4 protein-coding genes are annotated in these 26,260 nt (G+C 73.2%); 1 reads left to right on the top strand and 3 read right to left on the bottom strand.

From position 1 onward, the window contains the following. The first annotated feature begins 10 nt into the window (after positions 1 to 10). Complete coding sequence (locus NQU55_RS14585; protein ID WP_168094532.1) at positions 11 to 598, top strand: histidine phosphatase family protein; 588 nt, start codon at positions 11 to 13, stop codon at positions 596 to 598. Positions 599 to 659: 61 nt separating this feature from the next. Here the strand turns inward: NQU55_RS14585 and NQU55_RS14580 are convergent, their stop codons facing one another. The 3 genes from NQU55_RS14580 to NQU55_RS14570 all read right to left on the bottom strand — a co-directional run bounded on the left by NQU55_RS14580 (position 660) and on the right by NQU55_RS14570 (position 26,218). After that, positions 660 to 1,733 (bottom strand): tryptophan dimethylallyltransferase family protein, encoded by a 1,074-nt coding sequence (locus NQU55_RS14580; RefSeq protein WP_168094533.1) that lies wholly within the window; start codon positions 1,731 to 1,733, stop codon positions 660 to 662. A gap of 186 nt (positions 1,734 to 1,919) precedes the next feature. After that, a complete protein-coding gene (locus NQU55_RS14575) occupies positions 1,920 to 2,138 on the bottom strand; it encodes an MbtH family protein (RefSeq protein ID WP_168094534.1) in 219 nt (72 codons plus the stop codon). Continuing rightward, a complete protein-coding gene (locus tag NQU55_RS14570) occupies positions 2,138 to 26,218 on the bottom strand; it encodes a non-ribosomal peptide synthase/polyketide synthase (RefSeq protein WP_256790647.1) in 24,081 nt (8,026 codons plus the stop codon). The genes NQU55_RS14575 and NQU55_RS14570 overlap by 1 nt, the downstream gene beginning before the upstream one ends. Positions 26,219 to 26,260 lie beyond the last annotated feature (42 nt).

The raw sequence follows: 26,260 nt of genomic DNA, 5'->3' as shown, positions 1-26,260 counted from the left end.
GAGATCGGCCATGGCAACTCGGCATGTGTACCTGGTACGGCACGGAGCGGCGGACCCGTTCGGTGAACTGACCGACGTAGGGCAGCAGCAGTCGGACCTGGTCGGGCAGCGCCTGGCCGGCCTTCCGATCGACGTGGTGTGGCACTCGCCCCTGCCCAGGGCGGTGCGGTCCGCGGGCATCATCGGCACCCATCTGCCGAAGGCCGACGTGCTGGAGGCGCCCGAACTGATCGACCACGTCCCGCACGTACCGGAGCAGGCGCCGCCGGCCTGGGCGCCGTTCTTCGACGGGTACGGCGCCGAGGAGGCCGAGGAGGCGGAGCGCCGTTCCTCCGCTCTGACCGCCAGGTTCGCGCGCCCCGCCGCCACCGAGACGCACGAGGTCCTGGTCACCCACGCCTATCAGGTGGCCTGGCTGGTCCGGGACGCCCTCGGCGCGCCTCCGGTGCGCTGGCTGGGCCTGAACTGCGGGAACACGGCGCTGACGGTGATCGAGTACCGCGACGGGTCGGAGCCGACGATGCTGCTCTACAACGACATGGGGCACCTGCCGGCCGATCTGCGGTGGACGGGGTTCGGGGCCGGCGTGCGGCCGTGAGGCCGTGAGGCGGGCGGCCGGCGGTGGCGGGTCCGCCGGTGCCGCCGTCACCGCCGGTCGTTCAGGCCCGTCCGCTGCCCGCCGCGGTCCAGGCAGCCGGGTCCTCGGTACGGTCGCGTCGTCCCGCGCCGAACGTGGGCGGGTTGACGTCGTGCATCTGCGGCGAGAGGTAGATCTTCCGCCGCAGGCCGGATCCTCCCGGCCGCCAGGAGACGTAGTTGTGGACTCCGGTGCCCGCGTCGAGCGGACGGTGGGCCACGTCGGCCAGGAGCCGCTCGTAGCGCCGCGCGGCACCGGGCTGCGCGGCGAGGAACCGGCGCATCCGGTCCCGGATGAGGGCGTCGTCGGGGGCGTAGGTCCACAGGGGCACGTAGAGCGTGGCCTGCGTCCGGTCCACGCCGCCCGCGTCGGCCAGGGACACGCAGGTCACGGCGGGCTGGGTGCTGAAGTCCGGCCGCTCGCCGGCCAGCCGGCACAGCGACCGGACCTCGCCGGCCCGGAAGCCCGGGTAGCCGGCGAGGGTCGCGGCCATCTCGCCGGCGCTGCCCGCGAAGTGCCGGGCGTAGACCTTCACCCGGGCGGTGGCGTCGTTGGCGAGGTCCAGGGAGAGCAGAAAGGGCACGCCCCGGCCTCTGTCGTCCGGGCCGGCGCCGAACACCGGCCTCCGTGCGGACAGCCCGAGGCGTTCGAGCGCCGCGTCGAGCAGGTCGAAGTTCCGCAACGGGCCCTCGACGTCGAGGTAGAACCAGACCTTGAACCGGATCGGCCCTTCCCGGCGGGCCTCGGCGCCGTACATCGCCACATGCGTACAGGCCGCGTCGTCGGGCAGCAGCACCTCGGCCACGGCCGACCACCGCTCGGCGTCGACGCCGTACCGCTCGACGAGCGTCGACATCACCTTCCGTGCCGCCGCCGGGTCCTTGGCCGGTACCCCGGGCGCCAAGGGCTCGACGGCGAACTGAAGTGCGGGGTGGGCTCCATCGAGCTCGGCGGCGAACTCGATCGGCGACCCGTCGGGAGAGACGTCGGACAGGGGAAGCTCGTCGGCGGCCGCCGTGCCCCAGCACCGGGTCATGGTGTGGAAGGCCGCCACGAGGCCGGCTCCGCCCGCGCCCAGACCCAGGGTCCGGGCCATGCGTTCCAGCGTCGCCGCACCGGCCCCTCGGACCGGTATCAGATCGTTGACCACAATTCTTCCTTCGGCTGGGTCGGTTCACGAATCGGAGGCCGACCGCACCGGTGCCGCACGGGCCCGGTGCCGTCGGCACGGCGCGCCTCGGTGAGCAGCCGGGATGCGGTTCTCAGCCCGGACGGCCGGGGGTCACGCCCGCTCGTGCCGCATGGCCTCCACGAGGCTGCGCGGCCGCATGTCGGCCCAGTGCTCCTCGATGTACTCCAGGCACGCCTGGTGCGTGTCGGAGGGGTGGGCGACGTCCCAGCCCGCCGGTACGTCGATGGCGGCCGGCCACATCGAGTACTGGCCCTCGTCGTTGACCAGGACGGTGAAGGTGCCCTCGGTGTCGTCGAACGGGTTGCCCATCAGTTCTCCTCCTCAGGAGTGGTGGCCGGGTCGGGGGTGGTGGCCGGGACCGGGATGACGGACCGCAGGTGCTCTTCGAGGATCGGGGCGATCAAGGCGAGCGACGGCGGCGTCGTGATCCGGCTGTGGCTGGTCGGGATCGGGTGGTAGGTGATCGTCCCGGCGACGATGTCCCGCCAGGACTCCGGGTCGAGCACGCGCTCGGGTTCCTCCGCCGCCCCGAAGATCAGCATGTCGGCGTCGACGCGCTCGGGCCGGTACTCGGCGGCGAGGGAGATGTTGCGGTGCAGGATCTCCATCAGCAGGCCGAACTCGTCCTCCTTGATGGTGCCCAGCACCGTGCTCGTGGTCCGGGCCAGCTCGGAGAACTGTGCGAACGTGAGCTTGCGGCCGGGCAGTGCGGAGACGTCGACGCCCAGCACCTCCAGGATGCCCGCGTACACCACGGCGGTGGCCTCGACCACCTGCTGCTGTTCCCGCTCGGTGAGGGGCCTGGCCGGTTCGGAGTCCAGCGCCACGATCAGGCCGACCCGCTGGCCGGCGCGCTCCAGCCGGGCCGCCATCGCCTGGGCGACGACGCCGCCGAAGGACTGCCCGAGCAGGTAGTACGGGCCTTCCGGCTGCACTCGCCGCATCTCCGCGATGCAGGCGTCCGCGACCTCCTCAAGGGTCTCCGGCAGCCCGTCCGGGCTGCTCAGGCCGGGCGACTGCAGGCCGTACACCGGGAAGTCGGGGCTGAGGTACAGCAGCAGGTCGGCGTAGCCCCAGCAGATCGCCGCGCCCGGGTGCACGCAGAAGAGCGGCGGCAGGGTTCCCTGCGTCCGCAGCGGCAGCAGGATGTCGAAGGCGTCGTGCCCGCCGCCCGTGCCGAGCTGCTCGGCCACCTGGGCGACGGTGGGGCCGCCGAAGAAATTCCGGATGGGCACCTCCACGCCCAGCACTTCGGTGATCCGGGCGATGAGCTTGTTGGCGAGCAGCGAGTGGCCGCCGAGGTCGAAGAAGTTGTCGTCCACGCCGACCTGAGGGAGCCCCAGGACCTCGGCGAAGAGCGCGCACAGGATCTCCTCCTGCGGGGTGCGCGGCCCGTGGCCGCCCGCTCCGGCGAGCTCCGGCTCCGGCAGCGCCCGCCGGTCGACCTTGCCGCTGGGCGACAGCGGGAAGTCCGTCACCGGCACGATCGCCGCCGGCACCAGGTGCGCGGGCAGCGTCCGGCGCAGGCCCTCCCGTACGGCCGCCACGTCGAACGCGCCCTCGCCCCCGGCGGGCACCACATATCCGATGAGTGCGGGCTCGCCCTGCCGGTCCGCCCGGGCCACCACCACCGCCCGTGCCACGTCGGGCCGTTCGGTCAGCGCGGCCTCGACCTCGCCCGGTTCCACCCGGAAGCCCCGGATCTTGACCTGGTCGTCGTAGCGGCCGGCGAACTCCAGCTCGCCCTGGTAGGTCCAGCGGCCCAGGTCCCCGGTGCGGTACATGCGCTCGCCGGGCGGGCCGTAGGGGTCGGCGACGAAGCGGCTCGCGGTGAGGTCCGGGCGGTGCAGGTAGCCGCGGCCGATGCCGGGACCGGCGACGTACAGCTCGCCGTCGGTGCCCGGCGGCAGCATCTTGAGCCGCTCGTCGAGCACGTAGACGCGGACCTGCGGGTTCGGCCGTCCGATGGTGACCGGTCCGGTGCCCAGGGGCTCGGTCATGGTGCAGGCGACGGTGGTCTCGGTCTGCCCGTAGACGTTCATCATCCGGCGGCCGCCCTGTGACCACCGCTCCGCGAGGCCGGGGGTGCACTCCTCTCCCCCGACGATGACGCCGCGCAGCCCCGGCAGCCGGGACGGCGCGTCCGGCGGCATGGACGCCAGGACCGAGGGGACGGTCATGAAGTGCGTGATCCGTGCCGCGTCCAGCTCCCGGGCCAGCGGTTCGCCGGAGGTCAGCTCCGGGTCGGGCAGGACCAGCTCCGCCCCGGCGGCGAAGGCGACGAGGAGGTCGAAGACGGAGATGTCGAAGCCGGGCGAGGCCAGTTGCAGCACCCGGTCGCCCTCGGCGAGCTGCCACCGGTCCCGCCAGAACGCGACGGAGTCCGCCAGGCCGCCGTGCGTGACGACCGCGCCCTTCGGTTCCCCGGTGGATCCCGACGTGTGGATGACGTACGCGGGATGCTCCAGCCGTACCGCCGCCGTGTGCTCGCGGTCCGTCAGCCCGGTGTCCGGAAGCCGACGCCAGGCCGCGACGGTGTCCGGGTCGTCGACGTCGACGACCTCCACGCCGGATCCCACCCGCGCGGCGCCGTCGGCGTCGGTGATCACCAGGAGCGGCGCGGAGCCGCCGATCAGGCGCTTGACCCGCTCGTCCGGAGAGGCCGGGTCGATCGGCAGGTACGCCGCACCGCACTTGGCGACGGCGACGACGCTCGCGACCTGCCGGGCGCTGCGCGGCAGCAGCACGGCGACGACGTCCTCCGGGCCGGCACCGCGCCCGACGAGCGACCGCGCCATGCGGTTCGTCTCGGCGTCCAGCTCGGCGTACGTCCACCGGGTGGTGCCGTCGCCGACCGCGGCGGCGGACGGGGCGGCGGCGAACCAGGTGTTCAGCAGCTCGGGCAGCGTGCCGGGGGCGGGCTCCGGGAGGTCCGGCTCCGGGAGGGAGCGGGAGCGGGGCCGTACGGGGTTTCCTGCGGGTTTCACGTCTGTGCCTCCGATCGGCTCATCGGGACTGACGACGATCTCGTGTAGGAGGCGCGCCAGCTCGTCGAGCAGGCTGTCGATGGTGTCCGCGTCGTAGAGGTCGGTGGCGTACTCCGCCGCGATGTTGATGCCGCCGGCGCCGCCGGTCCCGTCGTAGGTCTCGGTGACGCTGACCGTGAGGTCGACCCGGGACACCCCGGACGCCACCAGGCCGGGGTACGGCCGCGCGGTCACGCCCGGCAGCGCGAGACCGGCGTCGGGGTTGTTCTGCACCGCCAGGTGCACCTGGTACAGGGGGTGGTGGGCGGTGGAGCGCTGCGGGTTGAGCTTCTCCACCAGGTGGTCGAACGGGACGTCCTGGTGGGAGTAGGCCGCGAGGCTGACCTCCCTCACGCGTGCGAGCAGCTCCGTGAAGCTCGGGCGGCCGGAGGTGTCGATCCGCAGCACCAGGGTGTTGACGAAGAACCCGACCAGGTCGTCGAGTGCGGCGTCGGTGCGTCCGGCGATCGGCATGCCGACCGGGATGTCCGTCCCCGCGCCCCGGCGGGTGAGCAGCGCGCCGAACGCCGCCTGGAACACCATGGACAGCGTCGAGCCGCCGTCCTTGGCCAGGGCGAGCAGGTCCCGGTGGAGTGCGGCGGCGAGGTCCGTGGACCTCATCTCGCCGCGATGGCCGGCGACCGCGGGACGGGGACGGTCGGTGGGCAGGGTGACCACGTCGGGCAGGTCGGCCAACTGCCCGGTCCAGTACTCCAGCTGCCGGTCCAGCAGGCCGTCCTCGTCGAGCAGCCGCCGCTGCCAGAGGGCGTAGTCCGCGTACTGAACGGGCAGCGGCGACCACGACGGTGACTGTCCGCGGCAGCGGTGGCCGTAGGCGGAGGCGATGTCCTGGGCCAGTGGCCGCAACGACCAGCCGTCGGCGGCGATGTGGTGCAGGACCAGCACCAGCACCCACTCATCGGATCCGAGAGCGAACAACTCCGCCCGCAACGGAATCTCGCGGGCGAGGTCGAAGGCATGGCGTGCGGCCTCTCCCATCAGGCCCTCGACCTCGTCCTCCGTCGTCTCACGCACGGTGAGTGCGACCTCGACGCCGTCGAGAATGCGCTGGTACGGGGTGCCGACGCGCTCGGCGAACACCGTCCGCAGCGCTTCGTGCCGCCCCACCACATCGGTGAGCGCCGCCCCCAGCGCCGCCACGTCCAGCCGGCCCGACAGGCGCAGCGCGAGAGGCGAGTTGTACGTCGCCGACGGGCCTTGCAGCTTGTGCAGGAACCACAACCGCTGCTGCCCGAACGACAACGGCACGGTCTCCGGGCGCGCCACCGCCGTCACCGCGGGCCGTACGGAGGTGGTGTCCTCGGTCCGGGCGTGTTCGACCCACGCGGCCAGCTCGGCGACCGTCGGCGCCGCGAAGACGACCCGCAGCGGCACCTCGACGCCCAGCACGGCACGGATGCGGCTGATCAATCGGGTGGCGAGCAGGGAATGCCCGCCGAGGTCGAAGAAGCCGTCCTCCACCCCGACCCGGGCGACGCCGAGGATCTCGGCGAAGAGCGCGCACAGCATCTCCTCCTGCGGGGTGCGCGGATCACGGCCGCCGGCCGAGCGGATCTCCGGCTCCGGCAGTGCCCGGCGGTCGAGCTTGCCGTTCGGGGTCAGCGGCATCCGCTCGACGGCGGTGATGGTCGCCGGGACCATGTAGTCGGGCAGCAGCTCCTTGAGCGTCGCCCGCAGGCCGGACACCAGCGCACCGGCCGAGCGGGCGACCGCGGGCACGTTCGACGTCACCGGGACCGGCCGGCCCCGGTAGACGTCCGTCAGCGGGGCGGCGTCGTCGGCGCCGGGCAGCACGACGAACTCGAACCAGCCGCTGCGGCGCGGCGACCAGGTCATGGCGACGCCGTGGCCGGCCTGCCGCGCCCAGGACCGCACCGCCTGCGGATCCACACGGTCCGCGCCCGACGCGCCCGACGCGCCCACCGCATTCGCCGCATCCGCCGCGTCCACCGCGTCCGGGCCGTCGAGGGCCTCCAGCGCGGTCACGCCGCCGGCCAGGCGGTCGTTGGGCACGTCGACGACCCGGACCGGCGAACCGGCCGTGCCGTCGGCGCCCACCGCTCGCTCAAGGTCGTCCAGGCCGGTGACGTCGCGGCCCCAGACCAGGACCGGGGCATCCGCGAGCGAGCGGGCCGGGCTGCCCTTGTGCAGGACGACTTCGTACCGGTAGCCGGTGAGTTCGTTGCGGGCCGCGCCGTCCTTCAGCCGTATCTCCGCGCCGGACGCGCCGCAGGCGTCGGCGACGGCGGTGAAGAACTCGGGGGCCAGGAGCAGCTCCTTCTCCGTGACCACCGCCTGCTCGACCGTGGAGCGCCGCGTGCCGGGGTCGCGGTGGTGGTGCACGGCGGCGTGCAGCATGCGCAGCAGCCCGTGGTGGCGCACGTCGCCGAGGACCACGCGGCCGCCGTCGGCCACCAGGTCCCACACCTTGGTCAGGACGTCCCGGAGGTAGTCCGCGGAGGGGAAGTACTGCACGACCGAGTTGATGACGACCGTGTCGAAGTGCCCGGCGGGCAGCCCGGCGACGTCGTGGGCCGGTTGGCAGCTCAGCCGTACGTGGTCCCAGCCCCGCCCGGTCACGAAGTGACGCAGCCGGTCGATCGCGAGCGCCGAGAAGTCGGTGCCCCAGTACTCGTCGGCGGTCTCGGCCAGGGGCACGGCCAGCAGCCCGGAGCCCACGCCGATCTCCAGGATCCGGCGGGGTCCGAACCGCAGGACCTGGCCCACGGCGGCGTCGCGCCACTCCCGCATCTCGCTCACGGGGAGGGGCTCGCCGGTGAACGAGCTGTTCCAGCCCACGAAGTCCTCGCCCGGCGCGCTCAGGTCGCCGTACACCGAGTGGTACACGTCGTGCCACTCGCTGATCTGCGCCTCGGCCGCCTCTGCCGCGTCGGCCGGTTCGGCCGAACCTCCGGCGAGGACCACGTAGGCGGCCAGTGACGACGTCTCGCCGTCACCACGAGCCACCACCGCCGCCTCGCTCACCTCCGCTTGGGCTTCCAGCACACGCCGGACCTCGCCGGGCTCCACGCGGAACCCGCGGATCTTCACCTGCTCGTCGGAACGGCCGAGGTATTCCAGCTCGCCGTCCGCGTTCCACCGCGCCAGGTCACCGGTCCGGTACATGCGCGCACCCGGCCCGCCGAAGGGATCGGCGACGAAACGTGACGCCGTCAGTCCGGCCCGGCCCAGATAGCCTCGGGCGACCCCCGCACCGCTCACGTACAACTCGCCCGGCACTCCCGCGGGAACCAGCCGCAGCGCCTCGTCCAGCACGTACAGGCTGGTGTTCACGGCAGGGCGGCCGATCGTCACGTGCGGCTCGTCCAGATGGCCGGTCTGGCTGGCGACGACGGTGCACTCCGTGGGCCCGTACGCGTTGACCATCCGCCGCCCCGGCGCCCATGCCCGGACCAGTTCGGGCGAGCACGCCTCCGCGCCGACGACGAGCGTCCGGAAACCGGTCAGCTCGGTGGGCGCCGAAGGGGGCAGGGTCGCCAGCACCGACGGCGGGATCAGCGCGTGAGACACCGCGTGCTCGGCGAGCGCCGTGGCGAGCTCGGCTCCGACCAGGCGCTCGGGCGAGGCGACGACCAGCGCGGCGCCGGCGTCGAGGGCCCACACCAGCTCCAGGACCGACGCGTCGAAGGCGGGCGAGGACAGCTGGAGGACCCGGCTGCCGGGGTCCGCCGGGCACCGCTCGCGCAGCGTCGCCGCCAGGCCCGTCAGACCGCGGTGGGTCACCACCACGCCCTTGGGCACGCCCGTCGAACCCGACGTGTAGATGACGTACGCCGGGTGGTCCACGGTGGCCGCAGGGTGACCGGCCGGGACGTCCTCGGCCGGACCGGCTTGGGCCGGGGTGTCCTGAGCCGTGGTGTCCTGAGCCGGGACGTTCTCGGGAGACCACGCGCCGATGTCGCCGGACACTTCGACCGTGTCGAACCCGCTCGCCGTCGCGGCCCGCTGCTCGTCGACCACGATCGCTCGGGGCCGGGCGTCGGCGAGCACGTGGTCGATGCGCCGCCGCGGATAGGACGGGTCCACCGGGAGGAACGCCGCGCCGGTCTTCGTCACGCCGAGCACGGCCGCGATCTGGACCGCTCCCCGCGGCAGCAGCACCCCGACCACGTCCTCCGGGCCCACGCCCTGCTCCCGCAGCCTCCGGGCGATCCGGTCCGAGGCCGAGTCCAGCTGCGCGTACGACCAGCTCCGCGCCCCGTCGACCACGGCCACCGCGTCCGGCCGGGCAGCGGCCTGCCGCTCCCACAGCCGGCCGAGCGTGACCGCCTCGGCGGATGCGTCCGTCGCCTCCCTACGCCCCCAGTCGTCGAGCAACCGCACCCGTTCGTCGGACCCGAGCAGATCCACCTCGCCCAACCGGCTCCCGGGCGCCGAAACCATCGCCCGCAACACCCGCACCCAGCGGCGGGTGAACGCCTCCACCGTCGAGCGCTCGTACAGATCGGTCGCGAACTCCACGACCCCCGTCAGCCCCGCCGGACCGCCGTCGGCGCCGGTGCGTTCGGTGATGCTCAGCGAGACGTCGAACCGGGAGGTGCCGGTGCCGTGCCCCTCCTGCCGGACCCGCAGGCCCGCGAGGTCGAAGTCGGCCTCGGCGTTGTTCTGGAGGACCAGGGCCACCTGGAACAGCGACTGGTGGGCCGCGGAGCGCTGCGGGTTGAGCGCCTCGACCACCTGCTCGAACGGGACGTCCTGGTTCGCGTACGCCGCCAGGCTGGTCTCCCGCACCCGGGAGAGCAGTTCGGCGAAGGTGGGGTCGCCGGAGGTGTCGGTGCGCAGCACCAGCATGTTGACGAAGAACCCGACCAGGTCGTCCAGCCGCTCGTCGGTGCGGCCCGCCACGCCGGCGCCGAGCACCACGTCGGTCCCCGCGCCGAGCCTGGTGAGCAGGCCGGCCAGGGCCGCCTCCAGGACCATGAAAAGCGTCGAGCCGGTCGACCGGGCCAGCTCCATGAGGTCGTGGTGCAGTTCCGCGTCGACGGCGAAGGTGCTGATGCCGCCGACGTACCCGGCGACGGCGGGGCGCGGGTGGTCGGGGGGCAGGGTGACCTGGTCGGGCAGGTCCGCCAACTGGCCCTTCCAGTAGTTCAGCTGGCGACTGAAGGCGCTGTCCGGGTCGGTGTCGTCACCGATCAGGTCCCGCTGCCAGAGCGTGTAGTCCGCGTACTGCACGGGCAGCGGCGCCCATGCCGGGACCTGCCCGCGGCACCGGTCGCGGTAGGCGGCGGCGATGTCCTGGGCCAGCGGGCGCAGGGACCAGCCGTCGGCGGCTATGTGGTGCAGGACCAGCGCGAGCACCCACTCGTCGTGCCCGAGGGCGAACAGCTCGGCCCGCACCGGGAGCTCGTGGGAGAGGTCGAAGGGGTAGCGCGCGGATTCCAGCAGCAGCCCTTCGACCTCGTCCTCGGCCGCCTGGCGCACCGGCAGCCCGACCTCGGTGTCGTCGAGCACCTGCTGGAACGGCACGCCCTCCCGTTCCCCGAACACCGTCCGCAACGCCTCGTGCCGGCCCACCACGTCGGCGAGCGCCGCCCGCAGCGCCGCCACGTCCACCGGGCCGGTCAGCCGCAGTACCAACGGCATGTTGTAGGTGGGCGAGGGGCCCTCAAGCTTGTGCAGGAACCACAGGCGCTGCTGGGCGTAGGACAGGGGCAGGACGTCCGGCCGCGGCATCCGGTCCAGAGCGGTTCGTGCTCCGGTGGGCCCCTCGTCGAGGCACCGGGCGAGAGCAGCCGGGGTCGGCATCTCGAAGAGGGTCCGCAGCGCCACCTCGGCGCCGAGCGCGGCCCGGATCCTGCTGATCAGCCGGGTCGCGAGGAGGGAGTGGCCGCCGAGGTCGAAGAAGCTGTCCTCCACACCTGCCCGAGGCACGCCCAGCACGTCGGCGAAGAGGGCGCACAGGATCTCCTCCAGCGGCGTACGCGGGGAACGACTCCCGTCGGCCGCGTCGAACCCGGGCTCCGGCAGGGCGGCCCGGTCGAGCTTCCCGTTGGGCGTCACCGGGAACTCGTCCAGGACCGCTACGGCTGCCGGCACCAGGTGATCGGGCAGCGTACGGCGCAGCTGCTCACGCAGGTGTGCGCCGGAGACCGTCCGCGGATCGGCGAGGACGTACGCGTAGAGCGTCAGGAAGCCCTGCTGGTCGGGCCTGGCCAGCACGGCCGCCCGGGCGACGCCGTCCTGCCGCTCCAGTACGGCCTCCACCTCGCCCGGCTCCACCCGGAACCCACGGATCTTCACCTGCTCGTCGGACCGGCCCAGGTATGCGAGCTCGCCGTCCGCGTTCCACCGGACCACATCGCCCGTGCGGTACATCCGGGCGCCGGATCCCGCGAACGGGTCCGCCACGAACCGGGAGCCGGTCAGCCCCGGCCGGCCCAGATACCCTCGTGCGAGTCCGGGGCCCGCGATGTACAGCTCGCCGCGCACGCCCGGGGCCACCGGCCGGAGGAGGTCGTCAAGGACGTACGTCCGCGTCCCCGCCAGGGGCGCGCCGATCGGGTACGACTCGCCCGACAGCGGGCGGCTGATGGTTGCTGCCACCGTCGTCTCGGTCGGTCCGTACAGGTTCGTCATGCGCCGGCCCGTCGACCACCGCCGCACCAGGTCCGCAGAGCACGCCTCGCCGCCGACCACCAGGCTCCGCAGGCCCGCCAAGCCCTCCGGCGGCATCGTCGCCAGTACCGACGGCGGGACGAAGGCGTGCGTCACCCCGGCGCCCGCGATCAGCGACGCCAGCTCCGCGCCCGCCGAACGCGTCTCCTTCACGATGACGAGTGCCGCCCCGGCCCCGATGGCCATCATCAACTCGAGTACGGAGGCGTCGAAGCTCGGTGAAGCCAGTTGGAGGACGCGGCTGCGGGCGTCGACGGCGGCGCGCTCCACGGCTCCGGCCGCCAGGACGGCCAGGCCCGCGTGCGTGACCACGGTCCCCTTCGGCCGCCCGGTCGAGCCGGACGTGTAGATCACGTACGCCGCGTTCTCCACCCGCGACGGGACGCGGCGATCGGCGTCGACCGGGTCGCGATCCACGCCGGCGATGCCGTCATCGGTGCCGCCGCCGGTGTCGCCGCCGACGACGACCGTTTCGACGCCGGAGGCCGCATCCCGGCCCGCCTCATCGGTCAGCACCACCTTCGGGGCCGCGTCAGCGAGCAGGAACTGCACCCGCTCCGCCGGATAGCCGGGATCCACCGGCAGGAACGCCGCCCCGGCCTTGGCCACTCCCAGGACCGCGGCGATCTGCCGGGCCCCACGCGGCAGGAGCACCCCCACCACGTCCTCCGCGCCCACACCCCGGTCCAGCAAGGACCAGGCGACGGTGTTCGCCCGCGCGTTCAGCTCCGCGTACGACCAGCTCAACTCTCCGTCGGTCACCGCCACCGCATCCGGCGATGCCGCCACGCGGTGCTCGAACAGGGCCGACAGCGTGGAGGGCGGCTCCGGCGCCACGCGCGACCAGCGGTCGAGAACCTGCTCGCGCTCGTCCGCGCTGAGCAGCTCCACCTGTCCGATCCGCTGCTTTGGGTTCCGCACGACGGCGCGGAGGAGCCGTAGCCAGCGCTCGACGAACGCCTCGACCGTGGTCCGGTCGTACAGGTCGACGGCGAACTCGACGGCGCCCGTGACGCCCGCCGGGCCGTCGGCGTCGCGCTGCTCGCCGAGGCTGATGAACAGGTCGACCCGGGACAGGCCGGTGCTCACCCCCTCCAGGCGCGTACGCAGCTCCGGCAGTTCGAAGCCCGCGTCGGGGTTCTCCTGCAGCCCGAGCAGGATCTGGAAGAGGGGCTGATGGGCGGCCGAGCGCTGCGGGTTGAGCTTCTCGACCAGGAACTCGAAGGGCACGTCCTGATGCGAGTACGCGGCCAGGCAGGTCTCGCGGACCCGCCCCAGCAGCTCGGCGAACGAGGGGTCTCCGGAGACGTCCGTACGCAGCACCAGCGTGTTGACGAAGAACCCGACCAGGTCATCCAGCGCCTCATCGGTACGGCCTGCTATCGGTGTCCCCACGGGGATGTCGGCTCCGGCGCCGGACCGGGACAGCAGCGCGGCCAGGGCCGCCTGCAGCACCATGAACAGTGTCGCGCCCGAGGTACGGGCCAGCTCCAGCAGGTCCCGGTGCAGGTCCGGGTCCATGGTGAACATGGTGACGTCACCGGCGTAGCTCGCCACCGCCGGACGGGGCCGGTCCGTCGGCAACGTCACCTGCTCGGGCAGGCCGTCCAGCTGCCGCGTCCAGTACTCCAGCTGCCGGTCCAGCAGCCCGTTCTCGTCGAGCAGCCGCCGCTGCCAGAGCGTGTAATCGGCATACTGGACGGGCAGCGGCGACCACGACGGTGCTTGTCCGCGGCAGCGGTGGCCGTAGGCGGTGGCGATGTCCTGGGCCAGTGGCCGCAGGGACCAGCCGTCGGCGGCGATGTGGTGCAGGACCAGCACCAGCACCCACTCATCCGATCCGAGAGCGAACAACTCCGCCCGCAACGGAACCTCGCGGGCAAGGTCGAACGGGTAACGCGCTGCCTCCTGCATCAGCTCCGCGACGTCGCCCTCGGCCGCCTCGCGCACGGTGAGTGCGACCTCGACGCCGTCGAGAATGCGCTGGTACGGGGTGCCGGCGCGCTCGGCGAACACCGTCCGCAGCGCTTCGTGCCGCCCCACCACATCGGTGAGCGCAGCCCCCAGCGCCGCCACGTCCAACCGGCCGGACAGGCGCAGCGCGAGAGGCGAGTTGTACGTCGCCGACGGGCCTTCCAGCTTGTGCAGGAACCACAACCGCTGCTGCCCGAACGACAACGGAACCAGCTCCGGGCGCTCCACCGCCGTCACCGGCGTCTGTGTCGCATCGGCCCCTGCGGCGAGCACCTCGGCCAGGCCCGCCGGTGTCGGCGCCCCGAAGAGCGCGCGGGGTTCGAGGTCGCAGCGGAAGACGCGGCGGATCCGTATGACGAGCCGGGTGGCGAGCAGGGAGTGGCCGCCCAGGTCGAAGAAACTGTCGTCGATGCCCACCTCCGGCACGCCCAGGACTTCGGCGAAGAGGTCGCAGAGCAGTTCCTGGAGCGGTGTCCGGGGCGCGGACTCCGGCGCGACGTCGTGCGCGGGCTCCGGCAGCGCCGCTCGGTCGACCTTGTCGTTCGGGGTCCTCGGCAGGGAGTCCAGGACCAGCACCGCCGCGGGCACCATGTACTCCGGCAGCCGGTCGATCAGGTGGCCGCGCAACTGGTCCACGTCGAGGTGCCGTCCCACGGCGGGGACCGCGTACCCGAGCAGGCGCGTCCCCCGGTCGTCCTGCCGGGCGACGACCACGGCCTGGGCGACGTCGGGGTGCCGGCGGAGCACGGACTCCACCTCGGCCGGTTCGACCCGGTAGCCCCGGATCTTCACCTGCTCGTCGGAACGGCCGAGGTACTCCAGCTCACCGTCCGCGTTCCACCGCACCAGGTCACCGGTCCGGTACATGCGTGCACCCGGCCCGCCGAAGGGGTCCGCGACGAACCGCGACGCGGTCAGCCCCGCCCGCCCGAGATAGCCGCGCGCCAGTCCGGCGCCGGCGACGTACAACTCCCCCGGCGCCGCCGTGGGCACCGGCCGCAGCGCTTCGTCCAGCACGTACACCCGGGTGTTCAGGACGGGCCTGCCGATCGGCGCCGGGCCGGGACGCAGGGGGTCGCTCAGCGACGCGCAGACGGTCGTCTCGGTCGGCCCGTAGGCGTTGATCAGCCGTCGGCCGGGAGACCACCGCTCGGTCAGCTCCGGCGGGCACGCCTCACCGGCCACCACCAGCGTGGCGAGGTCGGGCAGGGCCGCCTCGGTGTCCTCGGGCACCGTGTCCAGGACCGTCGGCGGTACGGTGAGATGGGTGATCCGCTGCTCCCGGAGCACCGTCGCGAGCTCGGCGCCGGCCAGGCGTTCGGCGTCGTGGACGACCAGCGTGGCACCCGCGCCGAACGCCATCACCAGCTCCCACACGGCGGCGTCGAAGCCCAGGGCGGCGAACTGCAGCACCCGGGACCGCTGCGTGACGCCGAGCCGCCGGGCCTGGGTGGCCGCCAGGCTCGCCAGGCCGCGGTGGGTCACCACCACGCCCTTGGGCTCTCCGGTCGATCCCGATGTGTAGATCACGTACGCCGGGTGGTCCACGCCGAGCGGGAGCCTCTGCTCTGCGGCGGGGGCGGTGTCACCAGGGGGCTCGGCGCCGATGTCCTGCGGCATGACGAGGACGTCGAACTCACCCTCTGGTAGCGCTGTTTGCTCGCCGGCGACGACTACTCGGGGCCGGGCGTCGGCGAGCACGTGGTCGATACGCCGCCGCGGATAGGACGGGTCCACCGGGAGGAACGCCGCGCCGGTCTTCGTCACGCCGAGCACGGCCGCGATCTGGACCGCCCCCCGCGGCAGCAGCACCGCGACCACGTCCTCCGGGCCCACGCCCTGCTCCCGCAGCCTCCGGGCGATCCGGTCCGAGGCCGAGTCCAGCTGCGCGTACGACCAGCTCCGCGCGCCGTCGACCACGGCCACCGCGTCCGGCCGGGCGGCGGCCTGCCGCTCCCACAACCGGCCGAAGGTAACCGCCTCGACGGAAGCGTCCGCACGCCCCCAGTCGTCGAGCAACCGCACCCGTTCGTCGGACCCGAGCAGATCCACCTCGCCCAACCTGCTCCCGGGCGCCGAAACCATCGCCCGCAGCACCCGCACCCAGCGGCGGGTGAACGCCTCCACCGTCGAGCGCTCGTACAGGTCGGTCGCGAACTCCACGACCCCCGTCAGCCCCGCCGGACCGCCGTCCGGGGTGGAGGCCTCGACGAAGTTGACGGAGAGGTCGACCCGGGAGACGCCCGTGGCGACGTCCTCGGCGCGCGTGACAAGACCCGGCAGCGCGACGCCCTGTTCGGCGGTGTTCTGCAGGCCGAGCAGGATCTGCACCAGGGGGTGACGCGAGGTGGAGCGCTGCGGGTTGAGCCGCTCTACCAAGTGCTCGAAGGGGAGGTGCTGGTGGGCGTAGGCGTCCAGGCTCACGTCCCGGACCCGGTCGAGCAGGTCGTCCAGCGTCGGGTCGCCCGAGGTGTCGGTGCGCAGCACCAGCATGTTCACGAACAGCCCGGCCAGGTCGGCCAGGGCGTCGTCGTCGCGCCCGGCGATGGGTGATCCGACGGCGATGTCGGTGCCCGCGCCGAGCCGCGTCAGCAGGCCTGCGAGGCCGGCCTGGAGGATCATGAAGAGGGTCGTGCCGGTGGCGCGTCCCCGGTGGACGAGGGCCGCGTGCAGGTCGGGGTCGATGTCGAAGACCACCGTCTCGCCGCGGTAGCTCGCGACCGTGGGGCGCGGGTGGTCCGGGGGCAGGGTGACCTGGTCGGGCAGGTCGCTCAACTGCCGGGTCCAGTACTTCATTTGTCGGCTGAAGGCGCTGTCCGGGTCGGTGTCGTCGCCGAGCAGGTCCCGCTGCCGGAGCGTGTAGTCCACGTACTGCACCGGCAACGGCGCCCACGCGGGCTGCTCTCCCGCCCGCCGCCGGGTGTACGCGGCCGTGAGGTCGGACATGAGGATCTGGAGCGACCAGCCGTCGGCGGCGATGTGGTGCAGGACCAGCACCAGCACCCAATCGTCGGGCCCGAGGGCGAAGAGCTCGGCCCGCAGCGGTATCTCGTGGGACAGATCGAAGGGGTGACGCGCGGCCTCCGCCATCAGCTCCGCGACCTCGGCCTCGGCCGCCTCACGGACCGGGAGCCCGACCTCGACGGCGTCGAGCACCTGCTGGAACGGCACGCCGGCCCGCTCCCCGAACACCGTCCGCAACGCCTCGTGCCGGCCCACCACATCGGTGAGCGCCGCCCGCAGCGCCGGCACGTCCAGTGCACCGGACAGGCGCAGCGCGAGAGGCGAGTTGTACGTCGCCGACGGGCCTTCCAGCTTGTGCAGGAACCACAACCGCTGCTGCCCGAACGACAACGGAACCAGCTCCGGGCGCGCCACCACCGCCGTCACCGGTGCCGCGGCCCGGGTGTCCCCTGCCAGATGCTCGGCGAGCAGTCGTGCTGTGGGCGCGTTGAAGATCGTCCTCATCGGGACGTCCATGTCCAGTACGGCCCGGATCTTCGCGCCCAGCCGGGTCGCGAGGAGGGAGTGGCCGCCGAGGTCGAAGAAACTGTCCTCGGCACCGACCCGGCCCACGCCCAGCACGTCGGCGAAGAGGGAGCACAGGATCTCCTCCAGCGGCGTACGCGGGGAGCGGCCACCGCCGATCGCTTCGAAGACGGGGTCCGGCAGGGCGGCCCGGTCGAGCTTCCCGTTCGGGTTCACCGGGAACTCGTCCAGCACCATCACGGCCGCCGGTACCAGGTGGTCGGGCAGCGTAAGGCGCAGCTGCTCGCGCAAGCGAGTGCCGGAGACCGTCTGCGCGTCGGCACGGACGTACCCGTAGAGCGTCAGGAAGCCCTGCTGGTCGGGCCTGGCCAGCACGGCGGCCCGGGCGACCCCGTCCTGTCGCTCCAGCGCGGCCTCCACCTCGCCCGGCTCCACCCGGAAGCCGCGGATCTTCACCTGCTGGTCCGACCGCCCGAGGTATTCCAGCTCGCCGTCGGCGTTCCACCGGACCAGGTCACCGGTCCGGTACATCCGCGATCCGGCGGGGCCGAACGGATCCGCCACGAACCGGGAGCCCGTCAGAGCCGGCCGGCCCAGATACCCTCGTGCGACTCCGGAGCCCGCGATGTACAGCTCACCCCGCGCGCCCGGAGGCACCGGCCGCAAGAACTCGTCCAGCACGTACGTCCGCGTCCCTGCCAGCGGCGCGCCGATCGGGTACGACTCCCCCGACAGCGGGCGGCTGATCGTCGCCGACACCGTCGTCTCCGTCGGGCCGTAGAGGTTCGTCATCCGACGGCCTGCCGACCACCGCCGCACCAGGTCCGCCGAGCACGCCTCGCCCCCGACCACCACGCTCCGCAGGCCTGCCACGCCCTCCACCGGCACCGTCGCCAGCACGGACGGCGGGACGAAGGCATGGCTCACGCCGGAGTCCGCGATCAGCGATGCCAGTTCCGCGCCTGCCGAACGGCCGGGTCCCGGCATCACGAGGGTGGCTCCGGCCGTGAAGGCGCCGAGAACCTCGGCGATCGACACGTCGAAGCTCGGCGAAGTCAGCTGAAGGACACGGCTGCCGGCGTCGATATCGGCGCGCTCCACGACCCCGGCCGCCAGCGCGGCCAGACCCGTATGCGTGACCACGGTCCCCTTCGGCCGCCCGGTCGAGCCGGACGTGTAGATCACGTACGCCGCGTTCTCCACTCGCGAGGGCACGCGACGATCACTGTCCACCGGGTCGCGATCCACGCCGGCGATGCCGTCATCGGTGCCGCCGCCGGTGTCGCCGACGACGACGACCGTCTCGACGCCGCACACCACGTCATCCCCCGCCGGGTCCGTCAGCACCACCTTCGGAGCCGCGTCGGCCAGCAGGAACTGCACCCGCTCCGCCGGATAGCCGGGATCCACCGGCAGGAAAGCCGCCCCTGCCTTCGCCGCCCCCAGCACCGCCGCGACCTGCCACGCCCCACGCGGCAGGAGCACCCCCACCACGTCCTCGGCGCCCACGCCCCAGTCCAGCAACGACCAGGCCACGGCGTTCGCCCGCGCGTTCAGCTCCGCATACGACCAGGTCACCCCGTCGTCCACCACCGCCACCGCATCCGGCGACACCGCGACACGTTCCTCGAACAGTGCCGACAACGTGCGCTCGGGAACGGTCGCCGCGTCGGCCCCGGACAGCGCCGTGACGTGTGCGCGCTCGTCGTCCGACAGGAATGCGACCTCGTGGAGGCGCTGTCCCGGTGCCGACGTGACCGAGCTCAGCAGCCGCAGCCAGCGGGACACGAACGACCCGACCGTGCCGGCGTCGTAGAGATCAGTGGCGTACTCGATCGCTCCCCGGATCCCGCCCGGTGTGCCGTCGGCCTCGAACGTCTCGGTGACGTTGATCGTCAGGTCGAGGCGGGCGACACCGGTGGACGGCTCCTCGGTGCGCACCCGTACGCCCGGCAGCTCGAAGCTCGCGTCGGCGTTGTTCTGGACCACCAGCAGGATCTGGAAGAGGGGCTGGTGAGCGGCCGAACGCTGCGGGTTGAGCTTCTCGACCAGGAACTCGAAGGGCACGTCCTGATGCGAGTACGCGGCCAGGCAGGTCTCGCGGACCCGCCCCAGCAGCTCGGCGAACGACGGGTCACCCGACACGTCCGTACGCAGCACCAGCGTGTTGACGAAGAACCCGACCAGGTCATCCAGGGCCTCATCGGTGCGACCGGCCACGGGCGTTCCCACCGGAACGTCCGTCCCCGCGCCCGACCGCGCCAGCAACGCCGCCAGACCGGCCTGCAACACCATGAACAGCGTCGCGCCCGAGGAACGAGCCAGCTCCAGCAGACCGCGGTGCAGCTCCGGGTCCACCGTGAACATCGCCACGTCACCGGCATAGCTCGCCACCGCCGGACGGGGCCGGTCCGTCGGCAACGTCACCTGCTCGGGCAGGCCGTCCAGCTGCCGCGTCCAGTACTCCAGCTGCCGGCCCAGCAACCCGCCCTCGTCCAGCAGCCGCCGCTGCCAAAGCGTGTAATCGGCATACTGCACCGGCAACGCCGACCACGACGGCACCTGCCCGCGGCACCGGTCGCCATAGGCCGTCGCGATGTCCTGGGCCAACGGCCGCAACGACCACCCGTCGGCGGCGATGTGGTGCAGGACCAGCACCAGCACCCACTCATCCGACCCCAGAGCGAACAACTCCGCCCGCAACGGAACCTCGCGGGCAAGGTCGAACCGATGGCGCGCGGCCGCCTGCACCAGCCCGGCGACCTCGTCCTCGGCCGCCTCACGCGCCACGAGCTCGACCCGGACCCCGTCGAGCACCTGCTGGAACGGCACGCCGTCCCGCTCGCCGATCACCGTCCGCAGCGCCTCGTGCCGACCCGCCACATCGGTGAGCGCAGCCCCCAGCGCCGCCACGTCCAACCGGCCCGACAGCCGCAGCGCCAACGGCGAGTTGTACGTCGCCGACGGGCCCTCAAGCCGGTGCAGGAACCACAACCGCTGCTGGGCGAACGACAACGGGACGGACTCCGGGCGGGCCACGGCCGTGACGGGGGGCCGGACGGTGTCGTCCGCCCTGGCCTGCTCGATCCACACGGCCAGTTCGGCGACCGACGGGGCTGCGAAGACGGCCCGCAGCGGCACTTCGACGTCGAGGACCGTACGGATGCGGCTGATCAGCCGCGTCGCGAGGAGCGAGTGCCCGCCGAGGTCGAAGAAGCCGTCCTCCACGCCCACCCGCGACATCCCAAGGATCTCCGCGTAGAGCGCGCACAGGATCTCCTCCTGCGGCGTCCGGGGATCGCGACCGCCCGCCGGGAGGACTTCGGGCTCCGGCAGCGCCCGGCGGTCGAGTTTGCCGTTCGGGGTCACCGGCATCCGCTCGACGGCCGTGATGGTCGCCGGGACCATGTAGTCCGGCAGCAGTTCGTTGAGGGTCGTCCGCAGGCCCGACACCAGCTCACCCGCCGCCCGGGCCACGGCCGGCACGTTCGACGTCGCCGGAAGCGGCCGGCCGTCGCCGTCCCGGTAGACGCCCGTCAACGGCGCGAAGTCATCCGTACCGGGCAGCACGACGAACTCGAACCAGCCGCCTCGACGCGGCGACCAGGTCAGCACGGCACGACGCCCCGCCCGCTGCGCCCAGGACCGCACCGCCTGCGGATCCACGCACACCGCGTCCGCGTCGGCATCCGCGTCGGCGTCGGCGTCGTCCAGTTCGCCGTCAAGGCCACGCAGCACGGCCACGCCGCCGGCCAGGCGGGCGTTGGGAACGTCGACGACCCGGACCGGTGATCCGGTCATGTCGTCGGCGCCCACCACACGCTCAAGGTCGTCCAGACTGCTCACGTCACGGCCCCACACCACCACCGGGGCGTCCGCGACCGATCGCGCCGGTCCCTTGTGCAGGACCACCTCGTACCGGTACCCGGTCAGCTCGTTGTGCGCCGTGCCTTCCTTGAGCCGCACTTCCACGCCCGACGCGCCGCAGGCGTCGGCGAAGGCGGTGAAGAACCCGGGGGCCAGGAGCAGCTCCTTCTCCGTGACCACCGCTTGTTCCACCGCGGACCGCATGGCGTCGGCGCCCATGCCGGGGTCCCGGTGCTGCTGCACGGCGGCGTGCTGCATCCGCAGCAGCCCGTGGTGGCGCACGTCCCCGAGCACCACCCGGCCGCCGTCGGCGACCACGTCCCACACCCCCGCCAGGACGTCCCGCAGGTAGTCCACGGACGGGAAGTACTGCATCACCGAGTTGATCACGACGGTGTCGAAGTGATGCACGGGCAGCCCGGACAGGTCGTGCGCGGGCCGGCAGCTCAGCCGCACGTGGTCCCACTCCCGCCCGGCCGCGTAATGGCGCAACCGGTCGATCGCGGTCGCCGAGAAGTCGGTGCCCCAGTACTCGTCGACCGTCTCGGCCAGCGGCACCGCCAGCAGCCCGGAACCGGAACCGATCTCCAGGACGCGGCGGGGAGCGAAGCGCAGGATCTGCCGCACGGCCGCGTCCCGCCATTCCCGCATCTCGTCCACGGGCAGGGGATCGCCGGTGAACGAGCTGTTCCAGCCGATGAAATCCTCGCCCGGGACACCCAGCTCGCTGTACACCGAGTGATAGATGTCCTGCCATTCGCCCATCTGGACCTCGGCGGCCACCTCCGTGCCGCCGGCCAGGACCACGTAGGCCGCCAACGACGCCGCCGTCTCGTCGCCGCGGCGGACGACCACCGCCGCTTCCCGTACCTCCGGCTGGGCTTCCAGCACGCGCCGTACCTCGCCGGGCTCCACGCGGAACCCACGGATCTTGACCTGCTCGTCGGACCGGCCCAGGTACTCCAGTTCGCCCTCGGCGTTCCACCGCACGACGTCGCCGGTCCGGTACATCCGCGCGCCGGGCTCGCCGAAGGGGTCGGCCGGGAAGCGCGACGCCGTGAGCCCCGGCAGCCCCAGATACCCTCGGGCCACTCCCGTGCCGCCCACGTACAACTCGCCCGGCACCCCTGCCGGAACCAGTCGCAGCGCCTCGTCCAGCACGTACAGCCGTGTGTTCACCACGGGGCGGCCGATCGGTGCCCGGGGGCCGGTCAGGTCGGAGGTGTGCGAGGCGACGACGGTGCACTCCGTGGGCCCGTACGCGTTGACCATCCGCCGCCCCGGCAGCCACAGCGCCACCAGCTCGGGCGAGCACGCCTCGGCGCCGACGCTCAGGGTGTGGAAGTCGGGCAGGCGTCCGGCCGTCTCCGGGGTCAGGGTGCTCAGCGCGGACGGCGGGATGTGGGCGTGGGTGATGCGGTGCCCGGCGAGCGCGGCGGCGAGTTCGTCCCCGGCCAGCCGGTGCTGGTCGGCGATGACGAGCCGTCCGCCCGCGCCGAAGGCCCAGACGGTTTCCAGAACGGACGCGTCCACGCTGGGCGAGGACAGTTGGAGGATCCTGCTGCCGGGGTCCGCCGGGCAGCGCTCCTGCAGCGTCGCCGCGAGGCCCGCCAGGCCGCGGTGCGTCACCACCACGCCCTTGGGCACGCCCGTCGACCCGGACGTGTAGATCACGTAGGCCGGGTGGTCCACGGCGAGCGGGCGTGTCCGGTGCGCGTCGGTCGGGTCGACATCGGTCAGGTCGACACCTGTCAGGCCCGCGTCGGCCGGGTCGGCCTCGGCGGCGTCGGTGCCGTGCTCGTGAGTCGTCGGGTCGTCCGCCGAGCCGAGGACGACGACGCGGGACGCCAAGGCGCCGGGGAGCGCGTCGACCGTTTCGGGGGCCGCGAACACGATCCGGGGCGCGGAGTCCTCGACGACGTGCCGGATGCGCCGGGCGGGGAAGACGGGGTCGATGGGGACGTAGGCGGCGCCCGCCTTGAGGACGCCCAGGACGGTTGCGACCTGGTCGGCCGAGCGGGGCAGCACGACGCCCACCAGGTCCTCGGGGCCGATGCCTTCACCGATGAGCCAGTGGGCCACGCGGTTGGCCCTGCGGTTGACCTCGGCGTAGGTCCGGCTGCCCCGTTCGTCGGTGACCGCGACCGCCTCCGGGGCGGCGGCCGCCCGTTCCTCGAAGATCCGGGCGAAGGTCGTGGCCGGGGCGTCCTGCTCGTACCGGCCCCAGCCGACGAGGGTCTCCCGGTCCGCGGCGGTGGTGATCTCCAGGTCGGCGACGGGCCGTTCGGGGTCCTCGATCGCCTGGCGCAGCAGTTGCGTCCAGCGGGCGACGACGGATCGTACGGTGGCCGCGTCGTAGAGGTCGGTGGCGTACTCGACGGTGCCGGTGATGCCCGCGGGGCGTCCGTCGGGCCCGGTCCGTTCGGTGACGCTGAACGACAGGTCGAAGCGGGCGGTGCCGGTGGGCACCACCTCGGAGCGGACCGCGAGCCCGGGCAGGTCGAAGCGGGCGTCGGCGTTGTTCTGGAGGACGAGCGCGACCTGGAACAGAGACTGGTGGCCCGCCGAGCGCTGCGGGTTGAGCGTCTCGACGACGTGCTCGAAGGGGACGTCCTGCCGTCCGTAGCCGTCCAGGTTGGTCTCCCGGACGCGGCGCAGCAGTTCCGAGAAGCGGGGGTTGCCGGAGGTGTCGGTGCGCAGCACCAGCATGTTCACGAAGAGCCCGACCAGTTCGTCGAGCTCCGGTTCGCTCCGGCCGGCCACGCCCGCGCCGATGGGGATGTCGGTGCCGGCGCCGAGGCGGGTGAGGAGCGCGGCGAGGGCCGACTGCAGCACCATGTAGGCGGTCGCGCCGCTGCGGCGGGCCAGGGCGAGGATGCCGGTGTGCAGGTCGGCGTCCAGGTGGATGTCGACGACGTCGCCGCGGTAGGTCGCCACGGCGGGCCGGGGGCGGTCGCCGGGGACCGTGGCCAGGTCGGGCAGGCCGTCGAGCCGGCGGCGCCAGTAGGCGAGCTGGTTCGTGAGGGGGCTGTCGGGGTCGTCCTCGGTGCCGAGGAACTTGCGCTGCCACAAAGCGAAGTCGGTGTACTGCACCGGTAGCGGCGGCCACTGCGGTGCAGTGCCCAGGCGGCGCGCGGAGTAGGCCGTGACCAGGTCGCGGGCGAGCGGCGCGCCCGACCATCCGTCGCCGGCGATGTGGTGGATGACGATCATCAGTGCCGCGTCGTCGGGTGCGAGGGTGAGCAGCCGGGCGCGGACGGGGACGTCATGCGCCAGGTCGAACTCCCGGGCGGCCGGCTCGCGGAGGGCGTCGTCCAGCTCCGCCGGCTCCACCGCGTGAACGGGGACGTCGATGCGGGCCTCGGCCGGTTCGAGGACGTGCTGGTAGGGCTGTCCGTCGTGTTCGGGGAAGACGGTCCGCAGCGGTTCGTGGCGGTGGACCACGTCGTTCACGGCGTGCACCAGCGCGGTGGTGTCGAGCGGGCCCTTCATCCGCAGGGCGAAGGCCATGTTGTACGTCGCCGAGGGACCTTCGAGCTTGTGGACGAACCACAGGCGCTGCTGGGCGAACGACAGCGGCACCCGGGCGGGCCGGGGTGCCGGGGTCAGCTCCGGGCGGGAGGCGCCGGTGGCGGAGCGGTCCAGCCGGGCGGCGAGCAGTGCCGGTGTCGCGGCGCCGAAGAAGGTGCCGAGGTCGACGTCGATGCCCAGGGCCGCGCGGATCCGGCCGGTCAGGCGAGTGGCCAGCAGGGAGTGGCCGCCGATGTCGAAGAAGTTGTCCTCGAAGCCGACCTGGGGCACTTCCAGGACTTCGGCGAACAGGGTGCGGAGGACGTCCTCCAGGGGCGTACGGGCGGCGCGCTCCGGTCCGGTGGGGAGGAAGCCGGGTTCGGGCAGGGCCTCGTAGTCGATCTTGCCGTTCGGGGTCAGGGGCATGCTGCCGAGCTGGACGACGAGGGCCGGTACGAGGTAGCCGGGGAGGCTGGTGCGCAACTGGGCCAGCAGCGCCGGCGCGTCGACCGTGGCGCCCGCGGCCGGGACCACGTACGCCACGAGCCGGCGTTCGCCCCGGGGGTCGGTCCGTACGGCGACCGCGGCCCGGGCGAGGTCGGGCCGCCGGTGGAGCACCTCGGCGAGCTCGCCGGGTTCGCCCCGGGCACCCCGGATCTTGACCTGGTCGTCGACGCGGTGCAGGAATTCGAGCTGGCCGTCCTCGCCCAGCCGGGCGACGTCTCCGGTGCGGTACATCCGGGAGCCGGGCGGGCCGTAGGGGTCGGCGACGAAACGGGCCCCGGTGAGCGCGGGGCGCCCCAGGTAGCCGCGGGCCAGGTTGGCGCCGGCGATGTACAGCTCGCCGGGGGTGCCGGCGGGGACGGGGGTCAGGCGGTCGTCGAGCAGGTGGACGCGGGTGTTGGCGATGGGGGTGCCGACGGGTGCGGACGGTCCGGTCAGCGGCGCGCTGAGGGTGGCGGCCACGGTGGATTCGGTGGTGCCGTAGCCGTTGACGAGGCGGCGTCCCGCCGACCAGCGGGTGACCAGGTCGGGCGAGGAGACCTCGCCGCCGATGTGCACCGTGGTGAGGTCGGGCAGCCGCACCTCGGCACCGGCCGGCAGGGTGGCGAGCACCGATACCGGGACGGTGGCGTGGGTGACGCGCTGCTCGCGCAGGACCCGCAGCAGGTCGTCCCCGGCCAGTTGGCCGGCGCCGGGGAGCACGAGGGTGCCGCCTGTGGCAATGGCGGTCAGCAGCTCCCAGATGGCGACGTCGAAGCCCAGGGAGGCGAGCTGGAGGACCCGGGGCCGGGTGGCGGGGCCGTACTCCCGGCGGACGGCCGCCGCCAGGTTCACCGTGCTGCTGTGGGCGACCGCGACGCCCTTCGGGGTGCCGGTGGAGCCCGACGTGTAGATCACGTAGGCGAGGTGGCCGGGGTCGAGGGGCGCGGTCCGGTCGCCGTCGGCGGGGTCGCGGTCCGGCAGGCCGGCGCCGAACGCGGCCGGGTCCAGGACGGGCCCGGTGAAGCCCGGGACGGCGTCGGCGGCCAGCACCAGGTCAGGTGCGGCGTCCGAGAGCAGGTAGGTGATGCGTTCGGCCGGCAGCGCGGGGTCCAGGGGCAGGTACGCGGCACCGGCCTTGAGGACGCCCAGCAGGACGGCGACCTGTTCCAGGCTCCGGGGCACGGCGACGCCCACCAGCCGCTCCGGCCCGAGCCCGCGCTCGATGAGGCCCCGGGCGACCTGGTTGGACCGCGCGTTGAGCCGCCCGTACGACCAGGTGGTCGTGCCGTCGGTGGCGGCGGGCGCCCCGGGGGCGGCCGCGACGGTCGCCTCGAACAGCTCCGGAACGGTCCTCGGCGAGGCCGGCAGTGCGTTCACGTGAACTCCAGCGGTGCTCGGGCTTCCAGCGGGCAGAGTCGA

Source organism: Streptomyces telluris (assembly GCF_024519335.1).
GTDB lineage: Bacteria > Actinomycetota > Actinomycetes > Streptomycetales > Streptomycetaceae > Streptomyces > Streptomyces telluris.
Note: the sequence above shows the minus strand (reverse complement) of the source record. Positions and strands in the feature narration are given on the sequence as shown.